This window comes from Rubidibacter lacunae KORDI 51-2 (assembly GCF_000473895.1).
Lineage (GTDB): Bacteria > Cyanobacteriota > Cyanobacteriia > Cyanobacteriales > Rubidibacteraceae > Rubidibacter > Rubidibacter lacunae.
Window position 1 is genome coordinate 124738 of the sequence record NZ_ASSJ01000079.1, and the last position, 21700, is coordinate 146437.

General features: G+C 57.3%; 21 protein-coding genes and 1 tRNA gene. 14 read left to right on the top strand and 8 right to left on the bottom strand.

Annotation, left to right across the window (positions count from 1 at the left end; translation table 11 throughout):
• Positions 1-155 precede the first annotated feature (155 nt).
• From KR51_RS14630 to KR51_RS14650, 4 genes are all read left to right on the top strand, one after another.
• Positions 156-836: an urease accessory protein UreF gene (locus KR51_RS14630; protein WP_022608852.1), complete on the top strand. Its 681-nt coding sequence runs from the start codon at positions 156-158 to the stop codon at positions 834-836.
• Between the two features lie 445 nt (positions 837-1281).
• Entirely contained in the window at positions 1282-2886 is a 1605-nt protein-coding gene (locus tag KR51_RS14635) for an Hsp70 family protein (protein ID WP_022608853.1), read from the top strand.
• Positions 2887-4184: 1298 nt separating this feature from the next.
• Positions 4185-4982 (top strand): tetratricopeptide repeat protein, encoded by a 798-nt coding sequence (locus tag KR51_RS14645; protein WP_022608855.1) that lies wholly within the window; start codon positions 4185-4187, stop codon positions 4980-4982.
• A 202-nt stretch (positions 4983-5184) separates the two neighbouring features.
• Positions 5185-5505: a 30S ribosomal protein PSRP-3 gene (locus KR51_RS14650; RefSeq protein ID WP_232214625.1), complete on the top strand. Its 321-nt coding sequence runs from the start codon at positions 5185-5187 to the stop codon at positions 5503-5505.
• Positions 5506-5669: 164 nt separating this feature from the next.
• On the opposite strand, the gene atpC is transcribed toward KR51_RS14650, so the two are convergent.
• Both atpC and atpD read right to left on the bottom strand, forming a co-directional pair.
• Entirely contained in the window at positions 5670-6077 is a 408-nt protein-coding gene (atpC, locus tag KR51_RS14655) for an ATP synthase F1 subunit epsilon (RefSeq protein WP_022608857.1), read from the bottom strand.
• Between the two features lie 98 nt (positions 6078-6175).
• Positions 6176-7630 carry a F0F1 ATP synthase subunit beta gene (gene atpD, locus KR51_RS14660; RefSeq protein WP_022608859.1) on the bottom strand — a complete coding sequence of 485 codons (1455 nt, stop codon included), beginning with the start codon at positions 7628-7630 and terminating at the stop codon, positions 6176-6178.
• A gap of 360 nt (positions 7631-7990) precedes the next feature.
• Here atpD and KR51_RS14665 point away from each other — a divergent pair, with 360 nt between their 5' ends.
• On the top strand, positions 7991-8434 hold the full coding sequence (locus tag KR51_RS14665) for a hypothetical protein (protein ID WP_022608860.1): 444 nt from the start codon (positions 7991-7993) through the stop codon (positions 8432-8434).
• 118 nt (positions 8435-8552) lie between these two features.
• Here KR51_RS14665 and KR51_RS14670 read toward each other — a convergent pair whose 3' ends face one another.
• Both KR51_RS14670 and KR51_RS14675 read right to left on the bottom strand, forming a co-directional pair.
• Entirely contained in the window at positions 8553-9332 is a 780-nt protein-coding gene (locus KR51_RS14670; protein ID WP_022608861.1) for a cobalt-precorrin-6A reductase, read from the bottom strand.
• A gap of 80 nt (positions 9333-9412) precedes the next feature.
• A complete protein-coding gene (locus tag KR51_RS14675) occupies positions 9413-9604 on the bottom strand; it encodes a hypothetical protein (protein WP_022608863.1) in 192 nt (63 codons plus the stop codon).
• Positions 9605-10053: 449 nt separating this feature from the next.
• Between KR51_RS14675 and KR51_RS14680 the strand changes: the two genes are divergently transcribed.
• From KR51_RS14680 to KR51_RS14695, 4 genes are all read left to right on the top strand, one after another.
• On the top strand, positions 10054-12582 hold the full coding sequence (locus tag KR51_RS14680) for a mannose-1-phosphate guanyltransferase (RefSeq protein ID WP_022608864.1): 2529 nt from the start codon (positions 10054-10056) through the stop codon (positions 12580-12582).
• A gap of 162 nt (positions 12583-12744) precedes the next feature.
• A complete protein-coding gene (locus KR51_RS14685) occupies positions 12745-13203 on the top strand; it encodes a single-stranded DNA-binding protein (protein ID WP_022608865.1) in 459 nt (152 codons plus the stop codon).
• A 639-nt stretch (positions 13204-13842) separates the two neighbouring features.
• A complete protein-coding gene (locus KR51_RS14690) occupies positions 13843-14430 on the top strand; it encodes a hypothetical protein (RefSeq protein WP_232214626.1) in 588 nt (195 codons plus the stop codon).
• Between the two features lie 209 nt (positions 14431-14639).
• On the top strand, positions 14640-14903 hold the full coding sequence (locus KR51_RS14695) for a YggT family protein (protein WP_022608867.1): 264 nt from the start codon (positions 14640-14642) through the stop codon (positions 14901-14903).
• Positions 14904-15104: 201 nt separating this feature from the next.
• Here KR51_RS14695 and KR51_RS14700 read toward each other — a convergent pair whose 3' ends face one another.
• The 3 genes from KR51_RS14700 to KR51_RS17715 form a co-directional block, all read right to left on the bottom strand.
• Positions 15105-15539 carry a hypothetical protein gene (locus KR51_RS14700; RefSeq protein ID WP_022608868.1) on the bottom strand — a complete coding sequence of 145 codons (435 nt, stop codon included), beginning with the start codon at positions 15537-15539 and terminating at the stop codon, positions 15105-15107.
• Positions 15540-15976: 437 nt separating this feature from the next.
• On the bottom strand, positions 15977-16108 hold the full coding sequence (locus KR51_RS21040; protein ID WP_269634918.1) for a hypothetical protein: 132 nt from the start codon (positions 16106-16108) through the stop codon (positions 15977-15979).
• Positions 16105-16299 (bottom strand): type 1 glutamine amidotransferase family protein, encoded by a 195-nt coding sequence (locus KR51_RS17715; RefSeq protein ID WP_051358229.1) that lies wholly within the window; start codon positions 16297-16299, stop codon positions 16105-16107. Before KR51_RS17715 ends, KR51_RS21040 begins: the two co-directional genes overlap by 4 nt.
• A 315-nt stretch (positions 16300-16614) precedes the next feature.
• Here KR51_RS17715 and panD point away from each other — a divergent pair, with 315 nt between their 5' ends.
• From panD to KR51_RS14725, 5 genes are all read left to right on the top strand, one after another.
• Complete coding sequence (gene panD / locus KR51_RS14710) at positions 16615-16995, top strand: aspartate 1-decarboxylase (RefSeq protein WP_022608869.1); 381 nt, start codon at positions 16615-16617, stop codon at positions 16993-16995.
• A gap of 262 nt (positions 16996-17257) precedes the next feature.
• On the top strand, positions 17258-18109 hold the full coding sequence (locus KR51_RS14715) for a YaaW family protein (protein WP_022608870.1): 852 nt from the start codon (positions 17258-17260) through the stop codon (positions 18107-18109).
• A gap of 56 nt (positions 18110-18165) precedes the next feature.
• Positions 18166-19455, top strand: coding sequence for an O-antigen ligase family protein (locus KR51_RS14720; RefSeq protein WP_022608871.1), 1290 nt, complete (start codon positions 18166-18168; stop codon positions 19453-19455).
• A complete protein-coding gene (locus KR51_RS19895) occupies positions 19452-19613 on the top strand; it encodes a hypothetical protein (RefSeq protein WP_156915135.1) in 162 nt (53 codons plus the stop codon). Before KR51_RS14720 ends, KR51_RS19895 begins: the two co-directional genes overlap by 4 nt.
• Positions 19614-19635: 22 nt before the next feature.
• Positions 19636-19708: transfer RNA gene (locus KR51_RS14725), tRNA-Arg, on the top strand.
• Between the two features lie 127 nt (positions 19709-19835).
• On the opposite strand, the gene KR51_RS14730 is transcribed toward KR51_RS14725, so the two are convergent.
• Positions 19836-21341 carry a thymidylate synthase gene (locus KR51_RS14730; RefSeq protein ID WP_040656413.1) on the bottom strand — a complete coding sequence of 502 codons (1506 nt, stop codon included), beginning with the start codon at positions 21339-21341 and terminating at the stop codon, positions 19836-19838.
• Positions 21342-21700: the final 359 nt, after the last annotated feature.

The window sequence follows — 21700 nt, forward strand, 5'->3', positions numbered from 1 at the left end:
ATTCCAGGGATTTTGCAAACGCTCTGCCGCGATCGTCCGCCGATAATTCCGCCGAAAATAACCTTGTCTGCAATTCAACCGAACTGACCGATCGCGTTTGTTTCGATCGCGCTCCCCCACCCTATTCACTCGGTTCGCAATGGAGGCGATCGCCAATGGACTTCCCTCCGCCTGCACTTCTCTCGCTACTGCAACTCGCTAGTCCGGCTCTGCCAGTGGGAGCTTTTGGTTATTCCGAGGGATTGGAAGCCTTGGTTGCCAGCGGCACGATCGACAGTCGCGATCGCCTGACAACATGGTTATCGAACGAGTTAGAAACGGGAGCCGTTCGTGTCGAAGCAGCAGTGATGCTGCGTGCCCGTGCAGCTGCCGACTGCAGCGATATGGATCGCCTCAATTCGTGGAATGTTTGGCTGGCTGCCACTCGCGAAACCGACGAACTGCACCGCCAGAGTGCTCAAATGGGGGGCGCACTGCTGCGGCTGTTGCAAGATCTCGAACCGGATATCGGCACGAACGCGAGCGCACTCGTGGCGCCCTGCCAGTGGGCGATCGCATATGGTATTGCCGCTGCTCGATGGGCGATCGCGCCAAATGAAGCTACTCTCGGCTTCCTCCACGGCTGGGCGACGAATCTGATCGGAGCCGGCGTCAAGCTAGTGCCGCTCGGACAAACTGCTGGGCAGCAAGTCCTGCGATCGCTGCAGCAGCCGTTAGTGGAAACCGCCCAGACAATCGGGCAGTTAGGCGATGACGAGCTTGAAAGTTGCAGTTGGGGATTGGCTCTAGCCAGCAGCACCCACGAAACTCAATACTCGCGGCTGTTTCGCAGTTAAAGCGCGATAGGGTGCGCCAGACTCTATCCGAAGACATCGCAGTGTGAGGACCGCAATTGCTTCAAGCACGGAGTTCGCGAAACCCAGGTTCGAGCGTGAGGGACGAGATTTGATAGCTAATTGCCAACTCATCGTGGCCGAGCGGCATTGCTTTGGGCGCTGCTCTGAGAGGGTGACGCAGAGTCAGAACCTCCGCGGACAGCTCTGGTGACTCAGCATGAGAGCTATATTGAGAGCCGAGGCTAGCGGCTGGAAGCCATACGCTGTCAATCTTTGACTCGGTTTATACCCCTCAGCCGTCAATCCCCACATCTGTTGTGTCAGTCCCGACAGCGTGCCTGCAGGCTTCTCACTTGCACCAGGAGACTGCCAAGCTATGCTCGAAGTGGCGCGAGCGCATATGCTTAGCACCGTTGACGGCAGGAACTCAAGGGGAGATAAGCTGATGGCGATCGCGATCGATTTCGGGACAAGTAACACGGCAGTCGCCCGGTGGAATTCCAGCACCAATGCACCGGAAGTCCTCGACCTCGGTGAAGTTGCAGTCGCACCCGCACCCGATACGCCCGATGCTCCTGTCGTCCCTAGCCTAATTTATGTCGAGAATGCTGCCACCGCCACCGTCACTATCGGTCAGCTCGTCCGCGATCGGGGTTTGGATCGCGCCGGCAATCCACGTTTTTTTCAGCGCTTCAAGCGCGCGATCGGATTAGAGGGACTGGGCTTCATTCCCGAACTCGACGGTCGAACCGTATCCTTCGAACAGGCAGGCGCATGGTTCTTGCAAACGCTTCTACAGCAAGTGGGCGATCGCGTCGGTACGGTTGACTCGCTGGTGCTAACCGTCCCTGTCGATAGCTTTGAAGCCTACCGGCGTTGGTTGGGCAGCATCTGCCAGTCCCTGCCCTTCGAGCAGGTGCGATTAATCGACGAACCGACAGCAGCAGCTCTCGGGTACGACGCCGCCGCTGACGACCTACTGCTGGTGATTGATTGTGGGGGAGGAACAATTGACTTTGCTTGCGTGCAGCTCGCTTCGTGCGCCAGCGATCGAGCGCCGCTCGGATTCCTGCTCAAGTGGGGTGATAAACTCATCGGCGAGCAGTCCGGTCAGAGCGTCCGTACGGCGCGAGTTCTAGCTAAAGCTGCTGTTAATTGGGGGGGCACCGACATTGACGACTGGCTGCTGGATCTGTTCGCCCGCGAATGCGGATTGCCGGTCTCGTCGTTGACCGCGCGCCTGGTCGAGCGCCTGAAAGTTGCCCTGTCTAATCGTCCTCACGCGAGTGAAGCATATTTCGACGACGCATCGCTCGAAAGCCATGTTTTGGAGTTGACGCGAGAGCGCTTCGAAGCGCTGTTGCGCGAGCGGGGCCTTTTTGCGGAACTCGATCGTCTGAGCGCGCAAATCCAACAACAATTGCGACGCAGCGGTCGGGACTTCGACGACCTCGCTGCCGTCCTGCTCGTGGGGGGCACCGCGCGCATCCCCGCGCTTCAAACCTGGGCGCGCGAGATCTTTACCCCCGACCGCGTGCGCGCCGATCGCCCCTTAAGTGCCGTTGCCACTGGCGCGCTTCGTTTGGCGCAGGGCATTGAGCTTCAGGACTTCCTATATCACAGCTACGGCATTCGCTATTGGAACCGCCGCGACAATTGCCATAGCTGGCATCCGCTCATTCGCGCCGGCCAACCCTACCCCCTTGCCCAGCCTGTAGAACTCGTCCTCGGCGCATCCGTAGCCGGTCAACCCAGCATAGAACTCGCCATTGGCGAACTAGGAGCCGCAAGCGATAGTCGCACAGAAGTTTACTTCGCCGACGATCGCCTCATGACCCGTGCAGTCGGCAGCAGCACGGTAGTTCAACCACTCAACGATCGCGACGGCGCGCGGACCGTGGCCGTCCTCGATCCGCCCGGTCAGCCCGGGGTCGACCGCGTCCGCGTGCGCTTCCAAGTCGACACCGAACGCTTGCTTCGTATCTCAGTCGAGGACCTTCTAACTCAGCGCCCGCTCCTAGAAAACTCCCCAGTTGCCGAGTTGCGCTGAAAGAACATGTCGCTCTGCCAATAATTACCTTGCTCTACTAGATCGCATGACAATATTGAGGAAAATATCACCTCCTGTCGCTACCGCTCCTCGGAGCTCGGGGTTCTCATGCCAACTCAAGGAACTATTGCAACAGATGGCAGACCTGGAATCTTAAGTAGGGCTTGCTGAAAAAGGCTGGAATCCCTGCAATGAAAGGATCTCAGCGTTTTCTATGCCAGAAAAGTGCAAGGTTATAGGCACCAGAGCCTCAAAACCCTTGCACTTGGGCCGAGAATCCGAGGCAAAAAGCTGGGGCTAGATGGTAAAAGCCAGATTCCATAAGCTCTCTGCCTCCTAAATTCGTTTTGTGGACTTTTTCAGCAAACCCTAAGTACATGAAATTGTTCTCTCCAGTAAGTTCCCGCGACCTCTCCGTAGAGTTCTTGGCAGGCATAGGGAGAGCGGCGATCGCCTGCAGGGTTGATGGCATTAGTAAATTGAATCCCTCATTAGCGACCAACAGCACACCATTGCAACGATCTACACCCCCCTGCGAGCCGGTTAGATCTGACAGGTTGCGAATTTGTGGACAACGTGGTGGAAATCCTATCGGCAAATGCGCAAGTATGTAATTGACGCCATACCCTAGAGCGAGCGCTTGCGGAAATTCCGAACGACAAGACTTGGCGGGCCGCGACTGCCACCCCAGCAGCGTCTTGCCTTTCTGCTTCCCTTCAGGGCGCGTATACATGCGGTCTACAAAAATCTACATGTGCTGGCATGTTCGAGCAGTACGTATGGAGCACCGGTCTGCGCCGGCGACACAAAAGCTTCGAACTTGAGTCCCTTCAAGAAGGTGGGTACCGACACGGTTCAATCTCCCATAGATAGCTCTTGCCCGACTCTATCTCTCAAACAGGATGCAGCCCAACGATTGCTATCCCGACCAACCCCATTCGCTCGCGCTGTGCAGGTTTTAGACGGAATTCGCAATTATCCGTGACTCCGAGGACAGTTGCTCTGAGTAAAGCAAGGATCTTAAGCTGCCTTTACAGCTGCCCCCCTCAGAGACTCCATTGCTCAGTGGCGAGTGGTCACAACTTAGCTGACGTAAATGCGACTGCACTGGAAAGCAGCATCGGTATAGGGTGCGAGTGGCATGCACTGCATCTAGCACCTCCTCCCGAAAATGGACGTTAGCACCGTTGAAGTTGCTCGCCTACAAATCAGACGGCTTAGGTCCATTTGCTGCTTGCACTGACTCAAACCAATAGTCCCCAGCACGATGACGCCCAATGCGACAATTCCAGGCCACAATGATAAGACTTATCTGTACGCTCTGTGCTCTACTCGTGTGGTTGACCGCATCACCGGCACTTGCACAGGGAAATCTCGCTGACAAGCAGCTCCAGCGCGGCAGCGAACTAGCACAAGATGCCTTCGCGGCGGCCGAAAGCGGCGATTTCACGCGCTCCGAACGCCTTTGGTCGGAGCTGATCGAGGTGTTCCCGACCAATCCTGCAGTCTGGAGCAACCGCGGTAACGTCCGAGTTAGCCAGAACAAACTCGACGCGGCAATCGCCGACTTCAACGAATCGATCCGTCTGGATCCAGACGCTCCCGACCCCTATCTCAATCGCGGCATAGCCTACGAAGGTCAGGGACGTTGGGAGGACGCGATCGCCGATTACAACCACGTGCTGGCTCTCACCCCAAACGACCCGATGGCTTATAACAACCGCGGAAATGCTCAAGCCGGTCTGCAACGGTGGGACGATGCGCTAGCCGACTACCAAAAGGCTGCCGACATTGCACCGAACTTTGCTTTTGCTCGTGCCAACGCTGCATTGATCTACTACCAGGTTGGCGATGAAGAAAAGGCTGAGCGCGAAATGCGCAATCTCGTTCGCAAATATCCGATGTTTCCGGATATGCGCGCCGCCCTCTCGGCCGTGCTTTGGACCCAAGGCAAACAGGGTGAAGCCGAAAGCAATTGGGTTGCCGCGATGGGCATCGACAAGCGCTATCGCGACATCGATTGGGTCGAACGCGTCCGGCGCTGGCCGCCGGGCATGGTTGCCGCACTCGACAAATTCATCAAGATCGACTCCTGACGTAATTATCAATCACCCTAATCTCATCTAGCTAGCATCCATGAGGGCCAAAACTCCACTCCGACGCCTTCATTACAAGATGCTCGCGGGGCGTCCAGTTTGGCGCTATCACGCTAGCGGTCAGCTCGGGTTCACCGTGAGCTAGAATGAGTGACTGGACACTAAGCTAGATGAGAGTCGGGTAGTTTACATGATGGCAGAGGTGCCTCCCGCTACAGAGCCGCAATCGCGATTCATACTCAAGGTATTGTGGCTCGACAAAAATGTCGCGATCGCCGTCGATCAAGTGGTCGGCAAAGGCACGAGTCCGCTGACCGCGTATTTTTTCTGGCCGCGCAATGATGCTTGGGAGCAGTTGAAAGCCGAACTCGAAGCCAAGCACTGGTTTTCTGAAGCCGAGCGCATCGAACTTCTCAATCGCGCCACTGAAGTCATTAATTTCTGGCAAGAGAACGGCAAACGTACCTCCATGGCACAAGCACAGGAAAAGTTCCCCCTCGTCGTGTTTGCAGGTAGTAACTAACCACAACTAACCACGTTGAGGGCCGTTGAGTTCTCATATGCCAGATAGAATGCACAAGCGGGCAGTTCCTCAACGGAACTGCCCGCTCAATGTTGCCGGTACTGAAACTTATCGGTGCAAGAAGCCGAGTGGAATAAAGCCACAACTGCTGGAAACGTTTGGAACTACGGTGTTTTCCCTGTTGCTGCTTGGAAGCGCGCGCGCGCGCGCTTGAGGGATTGAGCCGCTTGGATCTGCTCGGAGCGATTCTCGCCCGCCGCACTCAGACGCTGCTGCGCGGCTTCGTAGTCCGCGCGGGCAGCTTCTGCGTCAATGCTATCGCCGCGCTCGGCACTGTTAACCAAGACAATCAGCTCGTCATTTTCGACTTCGGCAAAGCCGCCGCCGATCGCCAGCGTGACCCAGTCTTTGCCGGGACGCACGCGCATAACGCCGACATCCAAAGCCGTTAACAGGGGAGCATGTCCGCTAAGAATGCCCAGCTGACCGGTAGTACTCGGCAAAATTGCTTCTTCCGCCGTCGAATCCCACGCCGTTTTGGCCGGGGTCAGGACGCGTACAGTCAAGCTCATAGGTCGTTCTCAATGAAGTCGCGTGTACGAGGGTGGAGGAGAAGCGGGACGCTGCGCGTCCCGCTAGCACTTTGAGACAGCGCTAGAGAGTGTTGTTACTAGGCTTCGCTCTTAAGCTTCTCGGCTTTTGCGATCGCCTGGTCGATGTTGCCCACCAGATAGAACGCCTGCTCGGGCAAGTCGTCCAGTTCGCCGGACAGGATGCGATTGAAACCGTCAATCGTCTCTTCCAGAGTGACGTACTGCCCGGGGGAACCCGTAAACACTTCCGCCACAAAGAATGGCTGCGACAGAAATTTCTCGATCTTGCGCGCCCGGTCCACCGTAAGGCGATCGTCTTCAGAAAGCTCGTCGAGACCCAGAATTGCAATGATATCTTGGAGCTCCTTATATCGCTGCAGCGTAGCTTGCACGTTGCGCGCGGTTTCGTAATGCTCCTTGCCCACAATATCCGGCTGAAGCATCGTCGAGCTGGAGTCGAGGGGGTCTACCGCCGGGTAGATGCCTTTTGAAGCCAACCCGCGCGATAACACCGTCGTTGCATCGAGGTGCGCAAAGGTAGTTGCCGGAGCGGGGTCGGTAAGGTCGTCTGCAGGTACGTAAACCGCTTGGATCGACGTAATTGACCCTTCCTTGGTAGATGTGATGCGCTCTTGCAGGTCGCCCATGTCGGTGCCCAGCGTGGGCTGATAGCCCACTGCCGAGGGCATGCGACCCAACAGTGCAGATACTTCCATACCCGCCTGCACGAAACGAAAAATGTTGTCGATGAACAGTAGCACGTCTTGCTTGGACACGTCCCGGAAGTACTCGGCCATGGTCAAAGCTGTCAGACCGACGCGCATGCGCGCGCCCGGTGGCTCGTTCATCTGACCGTATACCAGTGCGACCTTCGAGTTGGCGAGTTCGTCCTCGTCGATCACTTTGGACTCGGCCATTTCGTTGTAGAGGTCGTTTCCTTCCCGGGTGCGCTCGCCCACACCGCCAAACACCGACACGCCGCCGTGTGCTTTAGCAATGTTGTTGATCAGCTCCATGATGATGACAGTTTTGCCAACACCAGCACCGCCGAAAAGGCCGGTTTTGCCGCCGCGACGATAGGGGGCAATCAGATCGACAACCTTGATGCCCGTCTCAAAAATCGACGGCTTGGTTTCCAAGTCGGTCAATTTGGGAGTAGGGCGGTGAATGGGGGATGCCGACTCAGCAACAACCTCGCCCTTCTGGTCCACCGGCTCACCCAGCACGTTAAAAATCCGACCGAGTGTTGCCTTGCCAACTGGCACGCAAATCGGCGCGCCCGTATCGACGGCATCCATGCCACGGACGAGACCGTCAGTACCGCTCATAGCTACAGCGCGCACCTGGTTATCGCCGAGGAGCTGTTGGACTTCACAGGTGACGGCTACTTCAATGCCGGCTTCGCTTTTTCCTTCAATTCGAAGGGCATTGTAGATCCGCGGCAGATCGCCGCTGGAGAATTCTACGTCAACAACCGGACCGATAACCTGCACGATCCGACCCACGTTTGTCTTTTCTGCAGTGCTGACCATGCCTACCTCATTATGGCTTGCTGCTGTTTTTCCGGGCGAAGGCTCGAAAGCTTAACCTATTGTAAAAATCGCCACCCTACACATTATCACCGAAGCGACCCTTCCGTTCTGCCGAACCCCAGACACGGAAGAACCTCGCCGGCGATCCCATCAGTTTGGACAAATCGCCGGGCAAATCGGTATAAAAGAGGAATTGTCACCGGTTCTTAAGAAAGATTTAAGATTTCTCAAGTTTTGAGGAATTGCGCCGGGATTGCTGAGTCCCGTCACTTATTGTGAACGTTAGCCTCTACCTGTTGAGGCAGTAGGGATGACGGAGACGAGTTCCTTCGGCTGGGCAATCGAGCCTCGGACGCTCCCATGACATGGGACGACCATCCCTACTTTTCTTCTTCAACAGGGGGCAAGTCCCACTTGGGTAAGGCAGTGAATCAGTCAAGTCTGAAGCGGGGTGGAGCGATGTTGACAGGTCCGCAGTGGATAAAGTCCGTGCTCCTGACAGTGCTGTTGAGCTTTACGGTTCCGACAACCGCGATCGCGCTGGCACTAGCAGCAATGGCGGGGGCGCGATACGTGCCGGGGTTTGAGCCCGCAGGTCAAGCAGGCTTTTGGCGCTTGGAGGCGTTTTTGGCAATTTTTGGATCGGGCTGTCCTTTTTGGGGGTTGTTGACTATTGGGACGACAGGTGGGTTCGTCGGCGGTCTGTTTGGATTGTTCAACGGCTATCGCGATCGCCAGTTCGGCCATCCAACCGATTATGCTCGGACTAATCCCGTTGCCGGGCGGCCGGCATCGCTACGGTAGCTGCACGCGCCCGGCAGGAGGTCAGATGTCAGATTCTCCATAGGACCAAAACGCTAATGATGTATTCAGCCACCTACCAGCAGCACGCCACCGTTCTGCTAATAGACTGAACTCTAATTCAACTCGACGAGACGACCGCTTGCCGACTAAATGCCACTACGGTTGCGATTGCATCTGTTTGCTGTGGGTAGGCCACTGCGGGGCGCGCGATCGTGACAAGCGGAATCTCTAACGCCGCGGCAGCTTGTCGGGCAATTGCCTCGCCTCCAGCTGTCCCCGACGCCTTAGTTACCAGTAGTGAAATTGCCCAGGCCCGACATAGCTCCAGCTCCAGCTCGAGCGGCACTGGTGGCCGCAGCGCGATGAGGCGATCGGATGTAAACCCAGAAGCTAACGCAACGTCCAGCGATTCTGGTCGCGGTAGTACTCGCGCAAACAGGGTCGAACGCGCCTGCCACGGTTGAAAGCTCGGCAGTATTCGGCAGCCTACGGTCAGCAAAACGCGTTGCCCGCTCAGGTAGTTACCCGCGAGCAGCGAATTGAAGTTTGCCAGGTTGATACCACGCTCACTTCCGTTTAGCGCAACTGCTGGCCGCTCGAAACGCAAATACGGTAAACTCGCCATCCGTGCTGCGCCAATTGCCATCTCAGACACCCCCGCTGCGAAGGGATGCGATGCATCGACGATTGCAATCGTACCTTCGGCGCGGAGAAATTTCTCACACTGAGAAAACCGCAACCGCCCGACCCTCACTTGAGTTTCTGGGGGATATAGCCTTGCAGCCTCGGGAGCGGCTACTGTCACAACGAATGGAACTCCGAGCTTTAGGAATTCCCGGGCGATCGCTGCGCTCTCGCTTGTACCGCCGATCAGCCAGATCCGCCCTGATTCAGACATCTCAAGTTGCGCTGCGCGTTGGCGCTCCTCGCTTGCGCCACAGTCCACATCCCCTGTTGCCAAAGCTTGTCACGCACATCCTACCTGCCTTTAAGGGCGCGCTGGAAGTTTGTCCGATACGACTTACTCAGCAGCAGCAGTAACGGCCAGAGCAAAGCCAGACGCAAGCGATTGCCAGTGCTATTTTCGTACTGCGTGCGCGCGAATCCGCGTGCAAACTTCCAGACGCCAAATCCATAGCTCGCAATGAACACCAGGACAAAAAAATTCATGGCTATTTCCCTCGGGAACGAACGGGCAGGCGGCACCAAGCTTACCGGTCGCTAGCAAGCTGCAGGTTAGCAAATTCACCTTGTCAATTGCTTGCGCCTCCGCGCGCTTGCTTCGGTGTCGAATCGCACACTGCAGTCCGATGACCATGTTACTAGTATTATGCGCACCAGCCACAAGCTGTTCGGGAACTAGGCGCAACGCTACGATCGCGCGGTCCGGGTTGCTACTATGCCCCTGCCCACTGTTAACTTCCAGCACATGGAAGGATGAACGCCGCCACTCCATCAAGTACCCTTGGGAGGCGGGACGAGGCACCTACGTTTAAGTGCGGGCTGAACTACGGGAGCCGAGTGTTCGCACGGTTCGCACCTCGCATTCACGTCCGCTGGAAGCAGCGATGCGTTAACGCTAGCTCCCTTACTTATCGAATTACTGGCAAGGAGGATTTATGCGCGCAGTGCTGATGGCTGGAGGTTCAGGAACCAGACTGCGACCCTTGACCTGCGACCTGCCAAAGCCAATGGTACCGTTGCTCAATCGCCCGATCGCCGAGCACATTATTAACTTACTCAAGCGTCACGGGATTACAGAGGTCGTTGCCACCCTGCACTACCTGCCTGATGTCATGCGCGATTACTTCGGCGACGGCAGCGACTTCGGCGTGCAAATGACCTATGCCGTGGAAGAAGAACAACCCCTCGGTACGGCTGGCTGCGTCAAGAATGTCGAAGAACTCCTCACCGAAACCTTCCTCGTCATCAGCGGTGACAGCCTCACCGACTTCGACCTGACGGCTGCACTAGCCTTTCACCGCCAAAAGCAGTCCAAGGCAACACTCGTTCTCAAGCACGTACCCGACCCTGCTGCCTTCGGCATCGTTATCACCGATGAGGAACAGCGAATCCGGCGTTTTCTAGAAAAACCCTCGGCCAGTGAAACATTCTCCGATACGGTGAATACCGGCACTTACATCCTCGAACCCGAGGTGCTGAAATATTTGCCAGTTAGTGAGGAGAGCGATTTTTCTAAAGATCTCTTTCCACTGTTGCTGAGACACGGCGACCCCATGTATGGCTTCGTCGCCGTCGGCTATTGGTGCGATGTTGGGCACCTCGACGCTTACCGTGAAGCTCAGTATGATGCCTTGCACGGCAAAGTCAAAGTTGATTTTGCCTACCCTGAAGTTCAACCCGGTCTCTGGGTTGGCGAAAACACCACGATCGACCCAGAAGCAGCTATTCACAAGCCCGTGCTCATCGGCAGTAATTGCCGCATCGGCCCTCGTGCCAGCATCGAGCCCGGATCCATCATCGGGGACAATGTGACTATCGGTGCCGAAGCCGACCTCAAGCGCCCGATCGTCTGGAACGGCGCGATCGTCGGCGAGCAAGCTCATATTTGGGCGTGTTCGATCGCGCGGGGCACGCGGATCGATCGCCGCGCGCATGTTATGGAAGGCGCAGTCCTCGGCGCGCTATGCACTGTCGGTGAAGAAGCCCAGATCGGGCAAGGCGTCCGCGTTTGGCCGAGCAAACAAATTGAATCCGGGGCAATCCTGAATATCAATTTGATCTGGGGCAACATGGCGCAGCGCAACCTTTTCGGCCAGCAAGGGGTTTCCGGTATTGCCAACATCGATATCACGCCGGAGTTCGCTGTCAAACTGGGCACGGCCTATGGCTCCACGCTCAAACCCGGTGCAACAGTTTGTGCATCCCGCGACCAGCGCAGTGTCTCGCGCATGATCAGCCGCGCGCTCATTGCCGGATTGATGTCCGCCGGTATCGACGTGCAAAACCTGGAAGCCACTGCCATTCCAATTGCGCGGACGGTTGCACCGGCCATGTCGGCGGCCGGTGGGATTCACGTGCGCTTGCAGCCCAACCGCAACGACTGCGTATTAATCGAATTCTTTGATGAGAACGGCATCAATATTTCTAAGTCCAAGGAAAAGAAAATTGAAGGTGCCTACTTCAAAGAAGATCTCCGCCGAGCACACATCCCTGATATCGGGCGCGTGTTCTATCCTGCTCAGGTAATCGAAGAATACAGTCGCAGTTTTGAAACCCATCTAAATGTAGAAGCCGTCCGCAACAGTCGCTCGAAGATCGTTATCGATTACGCTTACGCGGTTTCTGGAGCCGTCCTACCGCGCTTGCTGGCCAAATTCGATTGCGATGCCGTGGTGCTCAATGCCAGCCTCAGCCCAACGCCCCTGGCAGGTGAAGAACGCGAAGGCTTGTTGACGCAGCTCGGGCACGTGGTCGAGGCACTACGCGCCAACATGGGCGTGCAAGTTGCTGCCAATGGCGAGCAGCTAGTGCTCGTCGATGAGGCTGGAATTCCGATTCGCGGCGAGCAGCTGACGGCGCTGATGGTCAACATGATGCTGACCGCTCAGCCCCGCAGTACGGTGATCGTACCCGTACATGCCTCCAGCGCGATTGAGGCGATCGCCCGCCGACATGACGGTAAGGTTATCCGCACGAAGGCCAATCCTACAGCGCTAATGGAAGCCTCCCAGGACGAGCCAAATGTCGTCCTCGGAGGGAGCGGCGATACGGGATTTATTTTCCCGGAACTGCATCCAGGCTATGACGCCATGTTCAGCATTGCCAAGCTGATCGAAATGCTCACGGTACAGGAGCGATCGCTGGCTGAAATCCGCGACGAGCTGCCGCGCGTGTCCCACAAGTCCTACACCATGCGCTGCCCGTGGTCGGTGAAAGGTGCGCTAATGCGCCACTTGGTGGAAACCCATTTAGAGGAAAACCTGCAGCTCATCGACGGTGTCAAGATAACCGACCCGCTCACCGATAGCTGGGTACTGGTGCTGCCGGATGCAGGCGAGCCTCAGGTTCATATCTTTGCCAATAGCGAGGATCGCGACTGGGTAGACGAATCCCTTCGAGAGTACCGGCAGCGCGTGCAGGAGTTTATCGATCGCGAACAAGGGGTTGAATTCGTCGGTAACTAGACGCATTCGGACTCCATGCCTCAAAAAATGGCTGCAGAGAGCATTCCGATCGATGCATGCCAGTAAGGAGATGGCACGACTGCTTTCTAGAACATTCTGCTAGCGGGTTGTGGGATGAGCCGATACACTTGTTGCCATCAAGCTATTTTTCAAGATGCACCGATGAACAGCTGTGTTTTGCTGGCGCGTATCGTTCGCAGCCCCGAGTTGCGTTATACCCCCGACAACCAAACCGCGATCGCGGAGATGATGGTGGAGTTTCCGGGACTGCGCGCGGAAGACCCACCGGCAACGTTGAAAGTCGTCGGCTGGGGCAATCTTGCGAACGAGATTGCCGATAGCTACACCGAGGGCGATCGGGTGCTGCTTGAAGGTCGCTTGCGCATGAACGTTCTCGAACTCGATGGATACAAGGAAAAACGCGCCGAACTTACAGTCGCACGCGTCCATCGCTTGGAGGGTGACATTGCCAGTGACTCGGCAGCTGTAGCCTCTCTGCCTCGTGCGACGCCAGTGCCCGCACCCCAAACCCCAGAACCGAGCTTCGCACCCGAACCCACCCCAACCCCCAGTAGCGCGCCCGAGTATACGCCCGAAGAACTCGATGACATTCCGTTCTAAGGTGCCTTGGCCGACTTGCCTTGGCAGCGTCCCAAGCCACTAGAGTCACGTGCTCCCCGCTCGCTGCCGCATGGTCTCCGCACTGCCCGGCTGCTTTTGCCTTACAACTATGCTGCACGTCCGGACACTGCACCTACCGCTTGACAGCAATCTCAAGCCGATTAAAAAACCGGTTGCGTTTGCTCCACGTCCGGGTGGGGATTGTCGGGATGGGGGTCGATTGCTTTAAGCGATCCGGATTTGGTCTAACCGGACAAAAGACTAAGCTGATGTTTGCCGGAACGTTCGAGATTGTCTCGCTGGCCGGCTCTCTGTCGCCAGATGGAAGCACGTGCACGTCGAGATGTCAGACTCCATGAGTTGGACTCTCGGCAACCATCTGGTGGCAGGGTGTGTGGTTGTTAAACTGCAGAAATCGTGCAAGGACTGAGCTAGAGCTGGTTTTGCATCGGGAGCCCGATCCGCACCTGGGCTTTCAAGAACTCTGAGGAAAGTCGGTCGATAGCAAGGTGCCACTGGAGCACGCTTGAGTACGCTTTGGAATAACTTGTCCTGAGTCAAGATCGAGGGGAGCGTTTCACCCATCCTCACGTCATACAGAGACAGAAGCTCCGCCTGGCGACCGCGCCTGCATGCCTAATGTCATATCAACCGTTCGCTCCTCGTTCTTTTTCCTCGGATGCCATGCCGGATGCCGTTCCTTCGCACTCCGCACTCGAAACCAGCAATGCTAATTCGTCCCAAGCACTGCGAGCCGAGCTACAAACTCTTTACCAGCAACTGCTCGAGCTCGAACGCGAGCGCGATGCAGCCAATGAAAGTGCCGCGCATTGGCGCAACCTTTACTCTACCGAAGCCCAACAGCGCCGCAGTGAAGCTCGCTTGGCGGAAGAGCGTATTGCGCGCTTGCAAGCCGAACGCGATCGCACTGCTCAGGTGGGCGAGCCGTCTCTACCCGATTCTCCCGCTGCCCGTGCGGCAATCGCGGCCGAATTAGTCGAACTCAATACACTAGAAGCCCTCCGTGTCAAGTTGGTAGCCGTGCTGCAGGAACGCGATCGCCTTTTCGCCACGCTGCGAACCGAGCAGGTCAACCACGCCAAAACGCGCGACTCATTAACGGCAATTCTCGGAGATGCAATACAGCATTTTGGCCGGCAAGCGGGCAAATTGGGAATGAATCACTTAACTTCATCCGAACCGCTGGGGATAGACAACGGTCCCTAAGTGGACTCGAAGCAAGGGACTTGGCCCTACTCTTTAAATTTGCATCCGGATGAATCGAAGGTGAAGACGAGCGGTGACGAACTCTCACCCGACATTGCTGGAGCTTAGGAGTAAGGCACTCTTGTTGTCAGCCAACATTCCGTCAAACTCTTACTTGCCGTTAAGATAAAGGGCAAGACAAGTCAATATCCCTGAGGAACGACTGCGCCATGGACGCAACTACATTACTGGTAACTAGTCTCGTTAACTTTATTTGGCTTTACACGATTTTGATCTTTGCTCGAATTTTACTGAGCTGGTTGCAAGGAGAAGGCTGGGCACAGCAGGCGATGGCATTCCTCAGCCCGGTTACCGACCCCTATCTCAACGTTTTCCGCTCATTTATTCCGCCCCTCGGCGGCATTGATTTTTCGCCTATGTTGGCCCTTTTCGTGCTCAGCACAGTTGCGCGGGTCCTCGGTGGCGCAGTTTAACTTAGCTCTTATAGCCCTTAAGCTGTGAAACAAAGACGTTACTAGAAATGACGAGCTAGAGTCATTCACTCCCAGGAGCATTGGCTCAATTTTGCGCGAAGCAACGTAATCTTGCATCCTATGGGTTTAGCGTTTTATCGCGATTGCTGATGGCGCGAACCGATGTCGCATTCGCGCCGATGCACCGAGCGCACTTATCACCTAGTTTAGGAATGCTCGACGGACTTTTGCCGAGAATCCTGACGCCTTGAATTGCTTGAGCTGGAGCGGCAATTCTTGGCTGGCCGGGACGGTGATGCGAAGTGTAAAGTCGCTGACGCCGGGCGGAACTTCTTCGATTGATCCGAGCCGCGTGCGATTTTGCATGGTCGGATTGCCTTTGGCATCGTAAACACGGCCGTACACGTCGGCATCGTAAACGTATTTGCCCGAGTGATTATCGGCTTTGCCCTCGATCAGGTAACAGGTTGCAGCACGACTAGAGCCGCCACTGGTTACCATGTTGTCGAACTCTGCAGGACAATCTGTGTAGCTTAGGTCGAACAGCCTGATTTGCGTAAGGGCAGCCGCAGGGAGCAGACCGGAGAGCCAGAAGCACGCCGCGATCGCGAGGGTTGCCAGAACTCGGTAGCGCATGAGTGGGGGGCGCGGTAAAGAATGTAAGAATAAGCTTATCGCGAATCGCCGAATCGACCCTGAACGCATACACCGACCGGCTTATCAAGTATCGACGTCCGTAGTCGAGCGGAGCAAACGCTACCTCCGGTCCGTCGATATGACCCCAGCTACGGTAGCCACCCGTTAGCGAAACGATCTCTGACGTCAGCGGCTACTTTTGCGCCCGGACAAAGGCAAGACGCTCATGCCGCGATCGCGTTGGCATCCAGCCACTTATCTAGGGATATATCCAGCCAGCAATCGACGACGGGGGCGTTTTGGATGCGAGCTTACAAGCGATCGACTGGTGCGTGCTCGCTAGGATGGGAGAGATGCTCGGCTCCAGCTTCAAGCCAACGCGGCAGCATCGTGTCGAACATCTCGGGATGAAATGGCAAACCCCAGACCGACGAGCCTTAGCAAAACGCTCGGTTAGGGAACGTCGTGCCGGTGGCACGTAACGTCGCTCCACTGGGAACGGTAAAGCCCTCTTGATGCCACTGGTAAACGTATATCGGCGTGGAGAAGACCCCTCGATTGTCCCTCACGGCAGGGTAGATGAGACGATAGCCGACTCTACTTCACCATCGGGGTGCGGAGCCGCTTCGGCACCGAGAACGCTTATAATCGCTTGTGCTCCCAAGAAACTTCCCAGTAGCGTGTGACCGCCGAGCAACGCGCGCTCGATCCAGTCCAGCTCGGAGCGAATGCAAGGGAGATGGTCGTCGTTTTCACTCATCGGTCCGCTGAAGATGACCTTGGCAGCATAGCCGTCGGGGGACGGACGTGCATCGCCGGCAAAAGAAGTACGTTGGTCGAGGGGAAATCCTGGCGCGCAAGTGGTGTCCCACTCATCCCGGCTCGGAGGTGGTTTGATGGAGGATAGTAAGTATTCGTCTCATTAACTGCAGGAAAACGATTGCGAAATGCTTCCGATTAACAAGACGCGCGGGCATTAACGGTTTGTACCGGACGCAAACGCAGAAATTTTGGGCAATCGGGTTATGCCGTAGCTCCAATCAAGCAGGGAATTTGAGATTGCGCGGGAAAAAGTATGGTCATGCGCTCGTTTTTACTCGGAAAAATTCATAACTGTACGCTGACGGGAACGCATCTGGAATACGACGGCAGCATTAGCATCGATCGCGCACTGCTGGATGCGGCCGGCATCGCACCCTACGAACGAGTGCAGGTGGTCAATATTTCGACAGGCGCTCGGTTGGAAACCTACGCGATCGCCGCTCCAGCCAGGTCGGGGCGCGTCGAGTTGAATGGGGCAGCAGCGCGGCTGGGCGCAACCGGCGATCGCGCGATCGTTATGAGCTATGGTTGGCTCAATGCTGGGGAAGCAGACAACCACGCTGCCCGCGTCGTTTGCGTAGACGAGCAGAACCGACCGGCATCCCAGCTACAAGCAACTGTCGACTGCCCGTAGCGGATCGAGCGCATTGAATGCCGGGTAATGCGTCGCGACAGGCCGAGAGCACCCAATATTTCTCCATTACTGGTTCTTTTGAGCTTTAGGGTAAACGCACGATTGAAGAAGCACGCGCACCGCTACTGGCAATTGCCTCTCAACGGACCTCGCTGCGAGGCCGGGTAATGTGGATCGATCGTTAAAATAATCGAAGCTTGTTTTAACGGCTGGTTTGTAGTTTCGATAGCGCCCACATCCAGGTCGTGGAGGACAGACGCCCGTGTACGAGCTCAGAGCTGCGCTGGAGTTGGCGAATTGCGAGGAGCTGCAGCAGATCACGCAGATCCTGTTTTGCCGAAAATTTAATCCGCTCGACTATTTCGCGATGCCGGCCCCCGAGGAACTGCAACAACGCGATCGCAGCGCTTGGCTCGACGCGATCGAGGAACGCTTCCGGTTCTTGGCTGCCGATGGCGTAGCGATCCTGCGCCGTCAAACCGATGCCCTGACCTACCGCCAAGTATTGATGCGCGTCTGTAAATACCTCAAAATCCCGGTAGCGACCGATCTCGGCACGGTCGATCTAGAAGCCGAAGTTTTTTTAAATTTGGTCGAGAAAGCCTGGCAGCGCCTGCCTGCCGCTGAACGACGCTCGACGCTGTTTCGCGTCAGGCGATCGCTGGCCCGCGCCCAAGCTCCAGAGCCGCTGCCGCCACAATTGGAGCACAATCCCTTTGACATTGCTCTTAAAGGCGGAAGTGCGATCGCGGTCAGCTCGCTGTTACGGTCGTGGTTGTTGCGGGAAACTGCACGGCAGTTTGCCCTGCACTTTGCCACCTACCAGACCGCCCGTGCGGCAATCGCGCACGGGGGAGCGGCAGCAGCAGCCCACTTGCAAAGTCAGGTGGCGCTGCGGGCAGCACAGCGCGGCATGATCGCCAATGCAGCCCGCTACGGTGCCGTGCGGACGACATTTGCCGTACTCGGTCCAGCGCTATGGGGCTGGTTCCTTGCCGACTTGGGCTGGCGCGCGATCGCGACGAACTACAGCCGCGTGATACCCACCGTGTTTGCCTTAGCGCAAATCCGACTGACGCGCGAAGCATGCTGGCAGCCTGTGCCGGCAAATTAGCAGGTTTGCGCGGGTTAGCGAACTGTCGAATGTAGGACAACCGAGCGGACAGCTGTATGGACGATCGCCTGCAGACCGACGAGCGCTGGCGCACGCGCGCTTGGCATTGGCAGGTGGGTGCGACCGCGATCTTGCCACTGCTACCGACATGGGGGGCGCTCTCGCTGGTGGGCGTAGTAGTGGCGGTATGGGCGCGCTACTGGCGGCGGTTGCTGGGGCGGCCGTTGATGTGGGGTTGGGCGCTGCTGGCCGCGTGGCTGATAGTGACGGCGTGTTGTGCGAGCGATCGCGGAGCAGCTTGGCTGGGCTTGGCAAACGTGTTGCCGTTCGTCGCCATGTATGCCGCAACGAGCGCCCTCGTGCAGCGACCCGAGCAGTTGCGGGTATTGGCTGTAGCAATTGCAGCCCCGGCAGCGATCGCGGCGGTGCTGGGACTGGGACAGATCTGGGCCGGCTGGACGACGCCACCAGCATGGGAACCGGTTCTGGGCTGGACGCTAGTGGCGGGTGGCAATCCGCCAGGACGGCTTGCCTCAGCGTTCATGTACGCCAATATTTGTGCGGTGTATCTGCTCGTGGGGCTGGCACTGGGAGTCATGCTAGTGCTGGATGCCTGGCAGCAACTGCAGCGGTGGTTGCTGGTTGCGGCGTTCGGCGGCACGGTGGCGATCGCAGCGGCACTGGGACTTACAGCGTCGCGAAATGCATGGGCGTTAGGGCTTTTAGTGGGGCTGGCATATGCAGTTTTCCTTGGATGGCGCTGGCTGGTGGCGGCAGCAATTGCGATCGCTGCTGTAGTTGCAGGGGCTTCATTTGCACCGCCGTCGCCCTTGCAGCAAGGACTGCGCGCGATCGTGCCGGACTATGTATGGCTGCGGCTCTCCGATCGCCTGCATCCCGATCGACCGGAAGCGCTGTTACGCTCGACGCAGTGGGAGTTTGCTTGGCAGTTGGCACGGGCGCGACCGTGGACGGGCTGGGGGTTGCGCAGTTTCACACCGCTCTATCAAGATCGGACGGACGTGTGGCTGGGGCACCCGCACAATTTACCGCTGATGCTGTTTGCAGAAACGGGAATTCCGGCAACATTGCTTTTGGTGGCAATGGTGGGATCGGTAATGGTACGGACGGTACGCTTGCTGTGGGTTTGGCCGGCGCTGGCCCCGATGCCGGGCTCAGGACGACCGTGGCATCGAGATCGCTTGGTGCTGTTTGGGTTTGCCGTGGCGTTTAGTAGCTGTACGTTATTTAACTTACTTGATGTGACGCTATTCGACCTGCGGGCAAACGCGATTGCCTGGTTGCTGCTGGGTGCGATCGACGGCGTCACCCATCGCGATCGTTGATTGCTGTTTTGGTCCGCGGCAGCGGGCTCGTCCTAGGACAAACCTGCAGTGGTACGGGCACGGCATCGGTCCGAGGCTGGGTAAGTGGCTTGCGGGGCAACGCAACGCGATCGCGTCGGACCTATGCGTCGGAATTCTCGGCATTCGCGCTATCGTAGTGGGGTGCTTGCGGGCACATTCGGGCGCGTAGCTCAGTGGATAGAGCACCAGATTCCGGTTCTGGGTGTCGCAGGTTCGAATCCTGCCGTGCTCGTCGATGAATGGTTCCAACGACGACTTCGATTGCAAGCCAGCCGGTACAGGCGATAACGAACTTCATTAAACCGGGCGAGCAAGCGTTAGTGCTCGACCCCATCGTCTGGTGTCGGACGAGGGCGTTCTCAAACTGGAAAATCTAGCCGCAGCGGTCGGTCCTGCACGTAGCGATTGCTTTGCCCCGTCCGCGCGGCGGTTTCGGCCTTTTGCAACTCGGTACCGAGATACAGGGCGTGCTCCACGTCCAGTGCTGGGAAATCTGCTGCCAGTTTCCGGTAGAGCTGCATTGCCGTCCGGCTGCGATAGCTACGCGTCACCTCGCCGCTGCCTGGCGTCAGGTGCTCGACAACGATCGCACCATCGCCGTCGAGAGCGATCGCGAAGCTACCGCTCGGGTCGTCGTAGTCTCGGATCGCGTGCAGGCTTGCGTAATGGTTGCTGACCAAGCGCTCGGCATTGTCCCAGCAGTCGTCGTAAATATGTGCGCTCTGGGAGACGGTCACCAACGGTCCGAGCTGCAGCTCCAGCCCACCGCGCCGCGCTACCTCGGTGCAGATGTGCTGCTGCAGCGCGCGCAACCCCATTGCATTTGCCGGCCAGGCCGAAAACATATCGTTGCTGCGAAATGTTGCTGTCAGTGACAGTTCGCGATCGCCGATCCGCACCCAAATGTGGTTGAGACACGGCGGACTGTCGCCGGCATCGTGATCGCGCACGTCCCACAGCGACATTACCGCCCGCGCCGTCCCCGAATCGCAGACGAGCTTGGCGATCGCCTGCTCAATTTGGTCGCGACCGAACCAGGAACGCAAGCGCTGCCCGTAGGTATACTTCACGCCGTCGCGGTGCGGCGCATCGTCCATCACTTGGGCGATGTAACTGTCTAGAAACGCGCGATCGATGGGCAAATAATTCGGCTCGGGGAAATGAAACGCAGGCGGCTCGTCCGTCACTACGGCCACCAAGTCCACCAACTCTTGCCAGAACCCGTCGTATGCCGTCGGTCGAACTACACCTGTTGTCTTGATGCGGTGGACGATCTTGACCCACGTATCGGCAATAGTTTTGCCCTCGATACGATGCCCGTATCGCGGACCCGGCAGGACGCTCGGCACCCCCTCCGCCATCGGAAATTCCCGCGCCTCGCCCCAAACCGGCAGGGGATCTAGTTGCGCGATCGCCTGCACCCGCTCCACCGCTGCCGCGATCGCCTCGGCACGCTCCCAGGCGATCGCGGCGCGGACCTGCTCCAAGATTGTTGCCGGCAGTTCTGGATCGAGGTAGCCTGCAACCGGCGATCGCACGATCCAACATTCGCGACCCGTGTCGCTCTCGCCGCGCTCGAAACCGGACTCGAAAAAGTCCAACAAACATCGCACGGCACCTGCATTGCGATCTTCGCGCGTAGCATCCAGCGCTACCAAATAGCGCACGTGCGGGTTGGCGAGCAAGTTGCGAATCAGGACGTTAAGCCCTCGCGTCGGCGAATACAGCTGCCCGACGACCGCATACTCGTACGATTGCAAATGCGAGATGACGGCTTGTTTGAGCGTCCAACCCGTCACCACCGCCGTCTGTCCCGTCCCACAGGCAAGCTGATTGGGTTTGTAAGGTGGCAGATACCGAAACATACTCGATCGACTTGTCACCGTCTTAGCAGACCTCGCTCGAGGCTTCCTATGGTATCCACTGGCGACCATTACAACCCTTAGAAGTTTCTGAAGGGCACCTGAAAAATTGCCGTTTTATGCGTTATCAGCGGCTGAAATGCACGTGTTGGCGTGCAGACCTTCTGTCTTGAGAGAATTAATCGCGGTGCCCTGAACCTAGAGCGCGCAAATATTCTCCGTCAGCAATGATATCAGTCTGCTTGGCTGGAACGCACTCGTATTGAGGAATTGTCGGACCTCAGCGTAATTAGTGGGGAGCGCCGGCGCAAAGCTGCCGAGGCAATGGCTCGTGCTGCATCGTGTGCCAGAAGAGATGCGAT